Annotated in this window: 12 protein-coding genes and 1 tRNA gene; 7 read left to right on the forward strand and 6 right to left on the reverse strand. The window is 63.8% G+C overall.

The features are described 5' to 3' along the window. Positions 1 to 29 precede the first annotated feature (29 nt). Positions 30 to 458, forward strand: coding sequence for an IS200/IS605 family transposase (tnpA, locus tag P9236_RS05490; protein WP_278073599.1), 429 nt, complete (start codon positions 30 to 32; stop codon positions 456 to 458). A gap of 332 nt (positions 459 to 790) precedes the next feature. Here the strand turns inward: tnpA and P9236_RS05495 are convergent, their stop codons facing one another. Together P9236_RS05495 and P9236_RS05500 are read right to left on the reverse strand one after the other, a co-directional pair. After that, positions 791 to 1,894 carry an ROK family transcriptional regulator gene (locus P9236_RS05495; protein ID WP_278073600.1) on the reverse strand — a complete coding sequence of 368 codons (1,104 nt, stop codon included), beginning with the start codon at positions 1,892 to 1,894 and terminating at the stop codon, positions 791 to 793. A gap of 47 nt (positions 1,895 to 1,941) precedes the next feature. Further along, positions 1,942 to 2,592: an SGNH/GDSL hydrolase family protein gene (locus P9236_RS05500; RefSeq protein ID WP_278073601.1), complete on the reverse strand. Its 651-nt coding sequence runs from the start codon at positions 2,590 to 2,592 to the stop codon at positions 1,942 to 1,944. Positions 2,593 to 3,036: 444 nt separating this feature from the next. Between P9236_RS05500 and P9236_RS05505 the strand changes: the two genes are divergently transcribed. From P9236_RS05505 to P9236_RS05525, 5 genes are all read left to right on the forward strand, one after another. Continuing rightward, positions 3,037 to 4,062, forward strand: coding sequence for an ABC transporter substrate-binding protein (locus P9236_RS05505; protein WP_347405172.1), 1,026 nt, complete (start codon positions 3,037 to 3,039; stop codon positions 4,060 to 4,062). A gap of 80 nt (positions 4,063 to 4,142) precedes the next feature. Next, on the forward strand, positions 4,143 to 5,672 hold the full coding sequence (locus P9236_RS05510; protein ID WP_278073603.1) for a sugar ABC transporter ATP-binding protein: 1,530 nt from the start codon (positions 4,143 to 4,145) through the stop codon (positions 5,670 to 5,672). Continuing rightward, positions 5,669 to 6,631, forward strand: a complete 963-nt coding sequence (locus tag P9236_RS05515) for an ABC transporter permease (RefSeq protein ID WP_278073604.1) — start codon at positions 5,669 to 5,671, stop codon at positions 6,629 to 6,631. The genes P9236_RS05510 and P9236_RS05515 overlap by 4 nt, the downstream gene beginning before the upstream one ends. A 27-nt stretch (positions 6,632 to 6,658) precedes the next feature. Further along, complete coding sequence (locus P9236_RS05520; RefSeq protein WP_347405173.1) at positions 6,659 to 7,585, forward strand: ABC transporter permease; 927 nt, start codon at positions 6,659 to 6,661, stop codon at positions 7,583 to 7,585. Between the two features lie 69 nt (positions 7,586 to 7,654). Then, on the forward strand, positions 7,655 to 8,335 hold the full coding sequence (locus P9236_RS05525; protein WP_278073606.1) for an SGNH/GDSL hydrolase family protein: 681 nt from the start codon (positions 7,655 to 7,657) through the stop codon (positions 8,333 to 8,335). Between the two features lie 655 nt (positions 8,336 to 8,990). On the opposite strand, the gene P9236_RS05530 is transcribed toward P9236_RS05525, so the two are convergent. Continuing rightward, positions 8,991 to 10,181 carry a cytochrome D1 domain-containing protein gene (locus P9236_RS05530; protein WP_278073607.1) on the reverse strand — a complete coding sequence of 397 codons (1,191 nt, stop codon included), beginning with the start codon at positions 10,179 to 10,181 and terminating at the stop codon, positions 8,991 to 8,993. Continuing rightward, complete coding sequence (locus tag P9236_RS05535; RefSeq protein ID WP_278073608.1) at positions 10,178 to 11,434, reverse strand: multicopper oxidase family protein; 1,257 nt, start codon at positions 11,432 to 11,434, stop codon at positions 10,178 to 10,180. The genes P9236_RS05530 and P9236_RS05535 overlap by 4 nt, the downstream gene beginning before the upstream one ends. A gap of 9 nt (positions 11,435 to 11,443) precedes the next feature. Here P9236_RS05535 and P9236_RS05540 point away from each other — a divergent pair, with 9 nt between their 5' ends. Continuing rightward, positions 11,444 to 11,566 (forward strand): hypothetical protein, encoded by a 123-nt coding sequence (locus tag P9236_RS05540; protein ID WP_278073609.1) that lies wholly within the window; start codon positions 11,444 to 11,446, stop codon positions 11,564 to 11,566. A 147-nt stretch (positions 11,567 to 11,713) separates the two neighbouring features. Here P9236_RS05540 and P9236_RS05545 read toward each other — a convergent pair whose 3' ends face one another. After that, a complete protein-coding gene (locus tag P9236_RS05545) occupies positions 11,714 to 12,139 on the reverse strand; it encodes a hypothetical protein (RefSeq protein ID WP_278073610.1) in 426 nt (141 codons plus the stop codon). Between the two features lie 322 nt (positions 12,140 to 12,461). After that, positions 12,462 to 12,538 (reverse strand) — tRNA-Arg (locus P9236_RS05550). Positions 12,539 to 12,644: the final 106 nt, after the last annotated feature.

Raw genomic sequence — 12,644 nt, forward strand, 5'->3', positions numbered from 1 at the left:
TTGCGACGTTTGCAGTGTAGATTGGCTGGATGGAAGCGTACAAGCGCGGCAGCCATACGGTTTGGGACTGCAAGTATCACCTGGTGTGGGTGACGAAGTACCGCTACGCGGTGCTTGGCGGCGACGTTGGAAATCGATGCCGGGAACTGTTGCGCGAGACGGCGCAAGCGCACGAGATGGTGGTGCACGCCGGGTCGATCAACCGAGACCACGTGCACATGCTTGTATCGATCCCGCCCGGCCTGTCGGTATCGCGTGCCGTGCAATATCTGAAGGGGCGCAGTTCGCATAAGCTGCTGAGCGAGTTCGGGATATTGCGCAAGCGCTACTGGGGCCAGCATCTGTGGGCGAGGGGCTATTGGGCGGCGACGAGCGGGAACGTTACCGACGAGATGTGGGTTGAGTACATCAAGAACCAGACACCACCTGAGCCTGACGACAACTTCAACGTGACATGAGTTGGCGCCAGTCCGCCGGCGGGCGGACTGATCCGGCTTTAAGCCGTAACCTGAAGCCACCGCCTTGTAGGCGGTGGAGCATTCACGCAATTCCGGACGGAAAACCGCTACACACTTTTCCTGGAATTGCTCTAGCCGCGACCGGCTTCAAAACGCCGGTTTCTGCACGCTTTCGGACATTTCCGAGATCGACGAGGTGATCACCGACGAGGGCGTGTCGCAGGACGCGCTATCTTCGCTATACGCCGCCGAGCGAAAGGTGACGGTGGTGCGCGTCGGCGGCCTGACAGGGACGCGTCGCCCGGTCGGCAGCCTTCGACCACTGTAGACGTCTATTCGACCATGAACCGTGAGCTGAAGGGAAGGCTCGCCGCTCCTACCGCCTTGGGCGAACGCTCGATGTTGCCGGCGATGGCGGTTATGCCGGGCATGGCCTGCTCCAGCTCGCGGCAGATCGCCTTGCAGACCGCCTGCGGCGCGTAGGAGGACAGGACGACCGAGGTTACGGGAACGAACTGCTTCAGCGCCGCTATCGACAACTTCATCTGCTCCACCAGGTCGCGTTGCCATGCGGTCTCGGCATCGCCAAACGACGGCCAGTCGGCGCCTCGTTCCCAGAGCTCGGAGGGCGAGCCGCCTGTCTTCCGGATCTCCTCCTCCAGACGCAGGATGCCGACGTCGAAGCTCACCGCGGCGGCGGCGTTGTAGATCTGATGATTGAGGATCAGGCGGCTGTGCAGGCGTGCGCCGAGATAGAAGAAAAGGTAGTCCGAAAGGTGTTTCGCGACGCCGAACATGCTTTCGCCGCCGGCCGCCGCGGTGATGTCGTTCTGGACATAGACAGGGTAGCCGATTTCCCTTTCGACCTCCTCCTGCAGGGCGTCGAACCGCTCGCGGGCCGCCTTCGGCGTCAGCTCGAGCTCGGCCTGATCGCCGGGCAAGGCAAGGCCGATGCCGGCGATGCGCGGGTGAAGGTGCTGCGGCAGATTGGCGATGGCCGTGGCGATGGCGCTCATGAATTGCGGATGGTTGGTGTCCTGCGCGGCCGCCGAGAACGGCAGCACCGTGCGCGAGCGGACCGAGCCGACGAAGTCGACGAGTACGACCTCCACCTGCCGATGGCCGACGCTGATGCCGACGGAGTAGGCGCCTTCCGGGTTGAGGGAGATCGGCACCGTCGGCGGCCCGACCCGACCACGCTGGGCCTCGCCCTTGGCGATCAGCCCTTCCTGCTCGAGCGATCGGACAATGACGGACACCGTCTGCGCCGACAGGCCGGTCCGCTCGCCGATTTCGAGCCGGGTGATGCCTTTGCTCTGGAGCAGCAGCGACAGCACGAGACGCTCGTTGTAGCCGCGCACGCTGACGGCATTGAGGCCACTGGCGCGGTCCGCGATGCGAAGCGGGTTGGGCGGCGCAAAGCGCATATCAGGCATTGTGCGTCCTCTCGCAATCGGTCGTGGGGGACACCCCTATGCCGCGGTCACTTCTCATCCGGCCACCCGATTGCCTCGACCTCGCGGGCCAGCGCGCTGCCCAGCAACGCATGCGCCTGCCTGTTGATGTGGAACCCGTCGAGCGGGTCGCAGGTGACGACCGAACCCGCGTCGAAGAAATGCACTTCGAGCGAATCAGCGATGATCTCGAACTCGAGCGCCAGCTGCCGCGACTTCTCCGGCGCGCCGGCAAAGATCGACCGCCATTCCTTGATGTCGTCCAGCATCGGCGGCGGAGAGACGATCATGATCTCTGGCACGCTGCCGCCCGGGCCGGGCTTCAGCTCCTTGATGTCGTAGACAAGGCAGCCCATGGCCATCGCGACTTCCGAGGCCGGCTGGTTGAAGCGCGCCTTGAGGTCGTTGGTGCCCAGCATGATGATAACCAGATCGAGAACGGCGTGGCTCTGCAGGCAGGGTTTGAGGTAGGTGCGCCCGTTCTTGTGGGCACCCTCGATCGGATCATCGCGCACGGTCGTGCGGCCGCTCAGGCCTTCCTCGATGACATGCCAGCCGGCGCCCAATTCCTTTGCCATGACGCCGGGCCAACGTTCCGAAAGACCATAACGGTCCAGCGGCGTGCCGCCGGGTACCTGCCCATGCGTGTTGGAGTCGCCGTAGCACAAGACCGATCGCATGCTCCTCCTCCGATGCTGCCAAGGTTCTGATTTGCAGAGGTTAATCGGACGAGGGTCCGTCGTCCGTCATTCAGCGACCCTGCCATTTGGCGGAAAGGTAGCGCAACCCGCAAAGATAATCCATCACTCTGAATAATTATTGACAGCCGTTCGGATCGATGGTTGAAGTGAGCCTGGGAGGAATGCCCCGAACCTTTTGCGCCGACGGGCCGCCATGACGCATGGCGGCAACGCTGGAGCCATGTCTCCAGCCGCCCTGGCGCGCAGGTTGAGCAATGAACTGCAGCAGTGCCGGAGACTCCGGCAGATGCGGCGTTCGGCCATGGCCGGACGCCGAAGGGGAAGTCGCGACCCTGACATCCAGGGTCGGTGGAGCTTGAGAAGGAGGATGGCTCAGTGAGACGGATTATCCAATCAATCGCAGCGGCGGTGATCGCGACAACGATGTTGTGCGCTCCCTCGTTCGCCGACGAGGTATCGCTGCTGGATGGCGTGACGGCCCGCGCGGGCGACAATCCGACGGTCGAGGCCGGCAGGTTCAAGAAGGATGCGCCCTGGGTCATCGGCATGAGCCATTTCGGCGTCAACGCGAACACCTGGACGGTGCAGGTCGCGCATGAAGCCGAGGCTGCCGCCGCCAAGGACAAGCGTATCGCCAAGTTCATCCTGCTCGATGCCGGCTTCGACCAGAAGAAGCAGGTCGCCGACATCGAGGACCTGATCGCGCAGAAGGTCGACGCCATCATCGTCCAGCCGGTCACGTCCACTTCGGCGGACGCCAGCATCGCCAAGGCCGTCGCGGCGGGCATTCCTGTCATCGTGCACACCGGCCGTATCGAATCCGACGCCTTCACGACCGAGATCCAGGGCGGCGCCGAGCATTTCGGCAAGGTGATGGGCGATTTCCTGGTCAAGGACCTCGGCGGCAAGGGCAACATCTGGGTGCTGCGCGGGCTCGCCGGCCATCCGGAGGACACCAACCGCTACAACGGCCTGCTGCAGGCGCTGAAGGGAACTGACGTCAAGATCGTCGCCGAGGAGCATGGCGACTGGCAGTACGACAAGGCCAAGAAGCTTTGCGAGACACTCTACCTGAACAACCCCGAGGTGGACGGCATCTGGTCCTCCGGCGCCGACATGACGCGCGCCTGCGTCGACGTCTTCAAGCAGTTCGGCGCCAAGATCCCGCCGATCACCGGCGAGGGCAACAACGGCTTCTTCGGCCAATGGATCGCTGACGGCTTCAAGTCGATCTCGGCGGAATACAGCCCGGCCCAGGGCGCCGCCGGCATCCGCGCCGCCGTTGCCCTGCTCGAAGGCAAGGAGTTGAAGAAGCACTACGACTACAACCCGCCCGGCTGGGATCTCGAGAAGGTCAAGAAATACTATCGCGACGATCTCTCGGCCAATGTCTGGTGGCCCTCGGAGCTGCCGGAAGACAAGCTCAAGGAGTTCTACGCCAAGAAGTAAAGGGTGGCGCCATCGTGGCGTGGACGGCGGCGATGCCGCCCACGCCACGGAAATCTCCTGAATGCAGCGGTGCTTGCTTCGTGAAAACCCTCGTCGAAATGTTCGATATCCGCAAGGCGTTCGCCGGTACGGCGGCGCTGAAGGGTGTCTCGATGACGCTCCAATCCGGCTCCGTGCACGCGCTTATGGGCGAGAACGGCGCCGGCAAGTCGACGCTGATGAAAATCCTCGCCGGCGTCCATCAGCCGGACAGCGGCGCCATCGTTCGCGACGGGCGCCAGGTCGTCTTCCACAAGCCGAAGGACGCGCTGGAAGCCGGCATCTCGACCGTGTTCCAGGAACTGTCGCTGCTGCCCAACCTGACGATCGCCGAGAACATGTTTCTCGGCCGTGAGCCGACCACTGCCTTCGGCGGTGTCGACCGCCGGCGCATGCGGCGCGAGGCGGGCAGGGCGCTTGCCGAGCTCGGCCTCGCGCTCGATCCGGGCACGCTGGTCTCGAGGCTCAGCATCGCCGAACGGCAATTCGTCGAAATCGCGCACGGCATCATGACAGATGCCAGCGTGTTCATCCTCGACGAGCCGACGGCGGCGCTGAATGCGGCCGACGTCGAAGTTTTGAACCACCACATCCGCAGGCTGAGGGATGAGGGCAAGGCGGTGGTCTACATTTCGCACCGCATGGACGAGATCTTCGCCATTTGCGATACCATCACCGTCCTCAAGGACGGCGAACTCGTCGGCACCAGGCCGATCGCCGAGATGACTCCGGCTTCGCTGATCGCGATGATGGTCGGCCGCGAGCTCGCCGACCTCTTCCCGCAACGCGGCAATGCCCCCGGACCCGTTGTGCTCTCGGTCGAGGATTTTCGTATCACCGAGCGTTCCAGGCCGTTCTCGCTGTCGCTCAGCCGCAGCGAGATCGTCGCGCTGGCCGGCCTGGAGGGGCAGGGCCAGCAGCGCCTGCTGCGCTCGCTGGTCGGCCAATACCATCCTTTCGCCGGCCGTGTGACGATCAAGGGCAAGTCGTTGCCGTTGCCGGTGCCGCCTGGCGGCGGGGTGCGCCGGCTGCAGACGATGGGCGTCGGCTTCGTGCCGGAGGACCGAAAGGAGGACGGGCTGTTCCTCGGCCTCTCCGTCGCGCACAACATCGTCTCCGCGCTCCATTCGAAACGGTCGGAATTGGCGCTCGCCGCCGGCTATCAGCGTCTGATCGCCGACACGATGTCGAGCCTTGCGGTGAAGGCGAGCGGCCCGGCCGCAGCCGTCGGCACGCTGTCCGGCGGCAACCAGCAGAAGGTTCTGCTCGGCCGCTACCTCGCCGCCGACATCGACATCCTGCTCGTCGAGGAGCCGACGCGCGGCGTCGCCATCGGCGCAAAATCCGAGATCTACCGGCTGCTGCGCGACTTTGCGCAGAAGGGCGGCGCGGTGCTGGTGCTGTCGCGCGAGACGGTCGAGCTGATCGGGCTCTGCGACCGCATCTGCGTCGTCCACAACGACACGATCGTGAGGGAAATGCCTGCGACCGACGCCACGGAGCACAACATCCTCGACGCGGCGCTCAGCGCCAACGGGGAGGCCAATAGTGAACGAGGGGAGCGCCGATGACAGCCATCAGCAAACGCCTGACGGGCGCAAGGGGATCGCGCCAGGGCATGTGGATGCTGCCCTTGCTGATCGCGCTGGCGATCGCGCTCTGGCTGGGCCTCGAGACCGCGCAGTTCCTCAATGGGGAGAACCTGCTCAATCTGGTGCCGCAGGCGATGCCGCTCGTCATTACCGCGGTCGGCCAGATGTTCGTCATCCTGCTCGGCGGGCTCGATCTTTCGGTCGGCTCGATGATCAGCTTCACGACGGCGGTGCTTGCGCTTGGCGGACCCGCCTGGCTGCTGATCCCGGCCGTGTTCGTGCTGGCCGCGCTGGTCGGCTTCACCAACGGCTTCATCATCACGCGCTTCAACGTGCATCCGATCATCGCGACCCTGTCGATGCAGTATATTTTGCTCGGCATCACGCGGGTGCTGCGGCCAGTGTCCGGCGGCACGGTGCCGGATATCGTCATCAGCGCCGTCGCCGGCTCGTTCCTCGGAGTGCCGATGCCGGTATTCTGGGGGATCTTCGCCCTCGCGGTTGCCTGGAAGCTCGTCTACGGCTCGCGCTTCGGGCTGCACCTTTTCGCGATCGGCGGCGGCGTGTCGTCCGGCGTGGAGGATGCGGCGCATAATTTCGGCATTGCCGACAGGCGCAACATCATCCTCGCCTATGTAATCTGCGCATGTTTCGCGGCCCTTGCCGGCGTCTTCCTGGCCGGGCGCATCGTCTCGGGCGACCCGAATGTCGGGCTGCTCTTCGAGCTCGACGCTATCACGGCGGTTGCTATCGGCGGCACCCAGCTTTCCGGCGGCATCGGCAGCCTGCACGGCACGGTCATCGGCGCGCTCGTCATGGCGCTGCTCGCCAACGGCATGAACCTGACGAATGTGTCGCCCTTCATCCAGACCACCATAAAGGGGGCGATCCTGCTTCTGGTGGTCGCCCTGCAATCGCGCAAGAAAATGGGGTTGTAAGTGGCTGCCGCTCTCGCCAACCCCGTCATGCGCCGCCTGCTTCGCATCCCGCCGGCCTACTACGTCTTTGCCGTGCTGCTTTTGGTCTTGTGGATCGCGCGGCCGAACATGCTCAACCTCAATGTCATCGGCATATTCGTGCGCCAGATCGTGCCCCTCGGCATATTGGTGCTCGGCCAGCTGCTGGTGATGCGGGTGAGAAGCATCGACCTGTCGGGCGGCGGCGTCATCCTGCTCATCAACTACACCATCTCGTCCGGCGTCTTTCCGGGTGCTTCCATGATTTTCTTCATTGTCCTGGCGTTGGCCATCGGCCTCGCCGTCGGGTTCTTCAACGGCCTGATGGTCGGGGTCAGGCGGGTCTCGGCCGTCATCGTCACGCTTGCGATCGGCATCGTTCTCGTCGGGATCGTGCAGTATCTGTCCAGCGGCAAGCCGCCCGGCGATGTGCCCGGCATGTTCGGCGACATCTACAACACCAAGCTCGGCCCGGTGCCGACGCCCGTGATCTTCTGGGTGGCGGTTTCGGCCGCGCTATCGCTGTTCCTGTCACGCACGGTCTTCGGCCGCTACGTGACCTCGGTCGGCGAGAGCGTGCAGGCGGCGCATTACTCCGGCGTCCCGGTGGCTCGCACCGTGGTGCTTGCGCACACGCTCGCCGGCCTGTTCGCGGGGGTTGCGGCGCTGGTCCAGACGGCGTCGATCGCGGTCGGCAGCGTCAGGGTCGGTCTCGACCTGCCGATCCTGGCGGTCGCCGCAACTATCCTTGGCGGCGTCGTCTTCGGTCGCGGGGAAGGTGGCGTCTGGGGTCCCTTCTTCGGCGTGCTGTCGTTTGCGCTGCTGTTCGTCGTGATGACCACCTTTGGCGTCGACGAGCCCGGCAAGCTGATCGCGCAGGGCCTCATCATCCTGCTTGCGGCGATCCTCTACGGGATCAGGAGCAGGTCGACGTGACGGCATTGTTGAGGGGACGAGGCCGGAACGGCCAATGATCAATCGCATACGGGAAAATGGATTGGAGACATGACCAAGAGATCGATTTTGTGCTTTGGAGATTCACTGACCTGGGGATGGATCCCGGTCATCGAGGGATCGCCGACGCATCGCTACGCCTATCAGGACCGCTGGACGGGTGCGATGGCCTCGCATCTTGGCGACGGATACCATGTGATCGAGGAAGGCTTGAGCGCCCGCACCACCAGCCTCGACGATCCCAACGATCCGCGCCTCAACGGCAGTGCCTATCTGCCCTCGGCCATTGCCAGCCACCTGCCGCTCGATCTCGTCATCGTCATGCTCGGCACCAACGACACCAAGTCGTTCTTCCGCCGCACGCCTTACGAGGTCGCCAACGGCATGGCCAAGCTCGTCGGCCAGATCCTCACCAGCACCGGCGGCGTCGGCACGCCTTACCCGGCGCCGCAAGCGCTGGTGGTCGCGCCGCCGCCGCTGACCCCGATGCCTCATCCCTTCTTCCAGGGCATGTTCGCGGGCGGCCATGAGAAGACCGCGGCGCTCGCGGCCGAGTATCGCGCCATGGCCGATTTCATGAAGGTCGATTTCCTCAACGCCGGAGATTTCATCACCACCGACGGCTGCGACGGCATCCACTTCACCGCGCAGAACAACCACGACCTCGGCAAGGCGATAGCCGCTAAGGTCCAGGAGATATTCGCGCGCCGGTCCGATCGCAAGGTTGCTTGAGGGCGGAGTCTCTTTGCCGCGTATCGGCCCCTCCAGACCGATGCGCCGATTGCGGGACCGGCCCGGCACCGCCGGCCCGCATTTTTCAAGGCAGTACCGTCGGATGACGGTTCCTTCGGAACGTTGACAGGCCCCTAACTCGTTTGGATTAGCTGTAGCTAAATTATCGCATTGACGAAAGTATCCAGTCGAAGCGCGATGCCAGCCATGCCGTATGCTCTCTTGGCACGCGGCAGAGGCCCTGGTGGACCCACCCAACACTACAGCACCGGGTCGGGCTGGCTCGCGTCTTGTGGAAGCAGGCGCGAGCCAGTTTGGCAACAAAAAAGCCCACCAGCAAAGCTGGGGGCAGCTTTTGGGGTAAATAGTTGGCCAGCCTGCGCAAAGGGGAGGAGCGCAGGCTGGCGCTAGAGAATACCTTGACGAGGAAGAATGTTCCCTACCCCTTTCGAGTGAGCCCTGGCCTCATCCAAATGACCGTGAACAAAAACATTAGCGGTCGCTCATGGTGGAACGTGGCGCGAACGAAAGAGAACCTTGCGGGCGACGCGCACATGGCGCGGCACGCTGGCGAGAACTCCGATCGCCAGGTCTTTAGGAAGAGGTTCTCAGGCTGCTTCTCCTTGTTGGTCTTGCAACTTCATTGGCGCTTGCTTCAGCCTGCACCGCCCAAGGCCGGGCTGGCGGACCGGAAGGTGACGCCGTTCGGTCCCTTGCCGACTTGATAGGACTTCAGGACCGACTGGTCTTTGATCGAGATTAGTGACACGGTGCCGTCGACGATGTTGGCCACGAAGACGAAGGTGCCATCATCGCTGACGGCAACGCCATGCGCTCCGGCGCCGGTGTGGATCGTCTTGACGACCCTGCCGCTAGCGACGTCGACCACCGAGACTGTGTTGTCAGGTGCGACCTCGGTGCCCTGGTTGGCAACGTAGACGAAGCGACCGTCGAGTGTGGCGTGGACTTGGATGGGTGAATGCCCGACCTCGATCCGTCCAATCACCTTGCGGGTGGACGTGTCGATCACCGCCACCTTGTTCTCGTCCCGCAGCGAAACATAGACGCGGCTGCCGTCGGGCGTGAAGCCGACCTGCACGGGAGCTCGGCCGACTTTGATCCGCGCAACTTCCTCGAGCTCGGCTGCGTCTATGACGGACACGGTGCCACTCTTGACATTGGCGACGTAGATGAACTTTCCGTCAGGGCTCATTCTCAACCCATGCGGATAGTCGCCGGTCGGGACCGTCGCGATAACCGCGCCGTTCTCGAGATCGATCACGGAAACGATATTGTGTTCGGAATCTGTCACGAAGGCCCGTCTGCCATCGGGGTCGGCGATGACATGGGCCGGATGTGCGCCAGCAGGAATGGAAGCGATCGGCCCCGTGGCGAGGTTGGCCGTGTCGAGGACGATGAGCTTGCCCCCGGCATCCATGCCCGTTTTGCCCATGCCGCCCATTTTGCCGTGCTCGGTGCTCTGGTCGGTGCCACCGTGATCGTGCGCGGAGTGCGGGATCCCTACCACAAGCAACCGGCCGGTGCTCGGGACGAACTGGACGTTGTGCGGCATGACGGCGACCGGAATGGAGTCGACCTTCCCGGTTGAAAGGTCGATCTGGCTGATGGAGCCGCCCTGCTCGTCGGCAGTGTAGACGAAGCCTGAAGCAGTGGGCTCTGTTGCTCCCACCGGCCTGACGAAGTGGATAGCAGTGGCGACGGCAGCGGCTGCCATCAGGGCCGACAATGTCGTGCGTCGGCTGACGCCCGAGCGGTTTTCGACCGCCAGGGCGACTGCACTGTTTCTGCGATTGTTTCTCATGGTGCTATCCTCGAAATTGGTCACGCGGAGTAGTCGACGACGGTCATCATGCCGGTCGCCATGTGATAGAGGTGATGGCAGTGGAGCGCCCATGTCCCTGGGTTGACGGCGTCGAACGCCACCGTCACTTCGCGCATCGGCGGCAGCCAGACAGTGTCGCGCACGGCTCCCGCGAGGCGGCGGCCGTCGATGGCGACGACCTGGAAATGGTGGCCGTGCAGATGCATGGGATGGCCCATCATGCTGGTGTTGCGCAGCGTGAGCTCGATGCGCTCACCCTTCTTGACCGAGATCGGTTGATGGTTGCCCCATGTCCTGCCATTGAGCGTCCAGGAGTAGCCCTGCATCGTGCCGCCGATCTCGACGGGCTGATTGCGGTCCGCAGGCGCCATCGCCAGGGGTTTGGCGGCGGCGAGGCCGGACTCGAATGCGAGGTCGAACCCGGTTGTCGCCTGGTCGCCAGCCGGGGCAATGCGCTTTACCGCGCCGCCCCTGGTCGCCAGCACGAAACCAGTGCGCTCGACACTGCCCTCACGCAGCGCGAGGATCGGCCAGGCTCCCACCTCGTGCGGAATACGCAGCCGGATGTCGAGGCGCTGGCCCATGGCGAGCGGAAAGCGGTAGCCGCGCACGGGAATGACAGGATTCCCGTCGACGGCGATTGCTTCGCCTTCGATTGATCCGGTGTCGATCCAGAATGCCGTGGCAGTCGCTCCGTTGATGAGGCGGAGCCGAACCGTGCCGTTCCGCTCGACTGCGAACACTTGCGGATCGTCCAGCGTATGGTCGTTCGCCAGGTAGGCGTCGTATTGGATGTCGTTGACGTCCATCGGCATGGCCATGCCCTGTCCGCCAGACATGCCTTGCATGTCCATGCCTGACATGCCCGACATCGAATGTCCGGCCATGCCACCGTTTCCCGATGCAGGCGCTGATCCGGTCAGTCGGACAAGTAACTCCTCGGGAGTCTTGAAGCTGAAGTCGTGGAACAGCACCACGACAGGCTGCTCGTCTGCGCTATCTTCCGTGGGGTCTGTGATGATCAGCGGTGCGGCAAGCAACTGCTGCTCCTGCAGCGTGTGGGCGTGCATCCAATGAGTGCCGGGTGTCGAGATGGGGAAGCCGTAGTCGTAGCTTTGGCCTGGCCGCAGCAACGGCTGCGGCAGGTCGGGCACGCCGTCCTGTCCGAATGGCGGTGTCTGGCCGTGCCAATGGATCAAGGTTGGCGCGTCCAGCGCATTTTCGAGCCGGACCCGGAAGCCGTCGGCCGCCGGCATGACAAGCCCATGCGTGCCGTCGGGCCGGACGAGACCGAAGACCTTGGCGGCACGGCCGGCAACGTCGATGACGCGGGTATCGGCCCGGATGATATTGGGGGCGGCCGCTCGCGCGGCATGAGGAATGATTAGCGGCAGGACAGCGCTCGCAGCGCCGGCAGCCGCCGTGGACGCCAGGAACTGGCGACGGGATATAGGTTGCATTGCATAGCTCTCATGTTCGTGACTTCGGGCCGTAACGGCCGATGACGAAGCGCACTGACGCGATGTCGCGTGCGCTCAGGCAGTCACGACAAGCTTGGGAGGACGCAGCCGGATCGGCAGGTCGCCGGGAGAGGATACGAAGGACGGCGCGGTCGCGACGGGGTGGCTTCCCGAAACCGCGACGAAGAGATGGCCGTCGACCGGAACGCAGAAGGAGCAGCTTGAAGCCGAGATGCCGCATGTTCCTTGATGATGCATCTGGCCAACGTCCTTGCAGGGAGCTTGATGACCATCATGTCGTATCGCCGCGGAGCCATGGTTGTGGTCCGCGGCCCACTGGGCACGCGGAGCCGCTGCCGCGTTGGCATGGCCATAAAGGACCGTGCCGAACGCCATCAGCAGGGCGAGGCAGACGGCGAGCCAACGCGGCCCGCCGAATCCTGACGAGCGCTTCATCGAACGGCCCAGCCTTGATCGGATGCCATTCCGATCCACGATCAAACCCTTCTCCTCGTGGTGCCGAACACCATCTCGAAGCTAATCATATCCCAGAGACCCGGGCAGGAATTTGCTCTAGGTCAAAGAGTTCAGGGCTCTGGAAAGAGGCCTTCCCCAAGCGCTCCTGCACAAAAGCGTGTACGTCAGCGTGGAGACTTGGCGAGATGCTTGTTGCCCCGGCATGCGTTCGGAATTGCTGCCGATCGGCTTTAAGCTTTCATGTCGGCTTAATTCGCGGCCATTGTGCCCGAGCGGCGTGATCCGCGAATTTCGCCGTACCAGCCTTCAGAAAAAGTAACGGTGGCCCGCTAAGCCATTGAAAGAATGGTGATCCCGACAGGAATCGAACCTGTGACCTACAGATTAGGAATCTGCCGCTCTATCCTACTGAGCTACGGGACCACGCGGCCAGACACATAGCCGCTTCGGGCCGGTTCGCCAAGGGGTGATGCTGCCCGGTCGCGCGGCGCCTTGCTGCGCGACGCTAGCCAGACGGGGCGGCGAGACG

It is taken from the genome of Mesorhizobium sp. WSM4884 (genome assembly GCF_029625675.1).
GTDB lineage: Bacteria > Pseudomonadota > Alphaproteobacteria > Rhizobiales > Rhizobiaceae > Mesorhizobium.

Bases quoted from the DNA above. Each gene is read 5' to 3' on its own strand.
- P9236_RS05505 (WP_347405172.1), top strand. From the start codon at position 3,037: ATGTTGTGCGCTCCCTCGTTCGCCGACGAGGTATCGCTGCTGGATGGC.
- P9236_RS05515 (WP_278073604.1), top strand. From the start codon at position 5,669: ATGACAGCCATCAGCAAACGCCTGACGGGCGCAAGGGGATCGCGCCAG.
- P9236_RS05495 (WP_278073600.1), bottom strand. From the start codon at position 1,894: ATGCCTGATATGCGCTTTGCGCCGCCCAACCCGCTTCGCATCGCGGAC.
- tnpA (WP_278073599.1), top strand. From the start codon at position 30: ATGGAAGCGTACAAGCGCGGCAGCCATACGGTTTGGGACTGCAAGTAT.
- P9236_RS05540 (WP_278073609.1), top strand. From the start codon at position 11,444: ATGCGTGCCGTCGGGCCGGACGAGACCGAAGACCTTGGCGGCACGGCC.
- P9236_RS05535 (WP_278073608.1), bottom strand. From the start codon at position 11,434: ATGCCGGCGGCCGACGGCTTCCGGGTCCGGCTCGAAAATGCGCTGGAC.
- P9236_RS05520 (WP_347405173.1), top strand. From the start codon at position 6,659: ATGCGCCGCCTGCTTCGCATCCCGCCGGCCTACTACGTCTTTGCCGTG.
- P9236_RS05500 (WP_278073601.1), bottom strand. From the start codon at position 2,592: ATGCGATCGGTCTTGTGCTACGGCGACTCCAACACGCATGGGCAGGTA.
- P9236_RS05525 (WP_278073606.1), top strand. From the start codon at position 7,655: ATGACCAAGAGATCGATTTTGTGCTTTGGAGATTCACTGACCTGGGGA.